This is a genomic window from Aminobacter sp. P4_H6_2 (assembly GCF_056400805.1).
Map to the genome: position 1 here is coordinate 1 of NZ_JBFUKO010000897.1, position 1,623 is coordinate 1,623.

At 59.8% G+C, this 1,623-nt stretch carries 1 protein-coding gene; it reads left to right on the forward strand.

Going from position 1 to position 1,623, the window contains the following annotated elements; all coding sequences use genetic code 11:
• A partial coding sequence (locus tag AC1DUU_RS31440) for a DUF5801 repeats-in-toxin domain-containing protein (RefSeq protein WP_476787214.1) occupies positions 1 to 1,623 on the forward strand: 1,623 nt, incomplete at both ends.

The following is a 1,623-nucleotide window of genomic DNA, read 5'->3' on the forward strand; positions in this document are numbered from 1 at the left end:
GGATACAGGCAGCAACGATACCGCCGCCTCGACCCTATTCCAGTTGGTGAACAATCCCGGCAGCGATCAGCACGTTAACAATGGCGTCGGTCCGATCGGCTATGCCCAATCGCAAGGCGCGATTGTTACGGCTGTCGTCGACTACGGCACAGACGGAAAGGCGACGAGCCAGGATCTGACCTATGCGTTCACCATGGGAAGTTCGAGCACCAATCTGCTTACGACCGAGGGCCGGGCAATCCTACTTTTCTCCGAGGGAGGTCTAATTGTCGGCCGCTACGACGCGAATGGCAATGGAACCGTCAGCAGCGACGAACCTGCTGCCTTCGCTATCCACATCCACCCGGTTACGGGCGTGGTCACTCTGGTTCAGTATGTTTCGCTGCAGCACCCGACCGGCGGCCCGAGCCATGACGAGTCGGTTGAACTCAAGCCCAATAACATCCAGGTCGTGCTAACGGCCAAGGATGGCGACGGCGACACCGTCAGCAAAACCGTTAATGTCGGAAACCTCATCAAGTTCGAGGACGACGGCCCGACGTTGACAGTCACAGCACCGGAATCCATCGCCAACGGTTTGTTCATCGAGGGCTTCACCGACAATGGCGGTGAATGGGGCGCCGGCAGCGGTGTCAACAATTCCGGAATGGCCGGAGCCTGGGCCATCGGTGCTTCGCCCGTCCATGGCGCGGGCACGATCGTGCTCGAAAAGGTTGGCGACGGTTATCGCGGCGCTGACAGCCCTACCAACAGCGTCATGGTCGACCTTGAGGCTTCGCCGGGCAACATCAAGATTACCCAAACCATCGAAGGCCTGACGGCGGGCGAGAGCTACGGCCTATCTTTCGAGATCGGTGCAGCTAGCGGCGCTGCCGCAGGTAGCGCTAAGCTGCTGGTATTCTGGAATGGTGTGGAGGTTGGTACCTACGAGCCGACATCAGGACCGATGCAGACCATCGTCATCAATGTTCCGGCGATTGGTGGCGGCAACGACAAGCTTGAGTTCCGTGAGATCGGCGACGACGGCGACAACTCCGGCACCTTCCTTGCCAACGTCAAGCTGAACGACATCATTGTCATCGACGAAACCAAGGGCATCGACTCGGACTCTGACGAGGTGGCCGGAACCGTTGCCATTGAAAACCTGTTCAATGGCGTCAATGCCGGCACTGATCCCGATATGTTGGTGGCGCAGTTCGCCCAGGGCTCCGGTGCCATTGTCGATTCCACGATAAGTTTCGGCGCCGATGGCCCCGCGACGAACAACTCCAAGGTCTATTCGCTCGAGCTTGCCAACCAGAACGGCGTCGATTCCGGCCTGATGACCACCGAAGGCAAGGCTATCTTCCTGTTCAAGGACGGCAACGGTCGCATCATCGGCGTTTACGACGCCGACGGCAACGGCGTCAGCAACACCGACAAGGTCGCCTTCGCGCTGCATGTCGATGCCGGCACGGGCGTTGTCACGCTTGCCCAATATGTGTCGCTCGACCATCCCGACACAAACAGCCATGACGAAGGCGTGACGCTTGCCGCGAACACGGTTTCGGTGAAGGTCACMGCCACCGATGGCGACGGCGACAAGGCGACCGGCAGCGCCGACATCTCCGGCCGGGTCCTGTT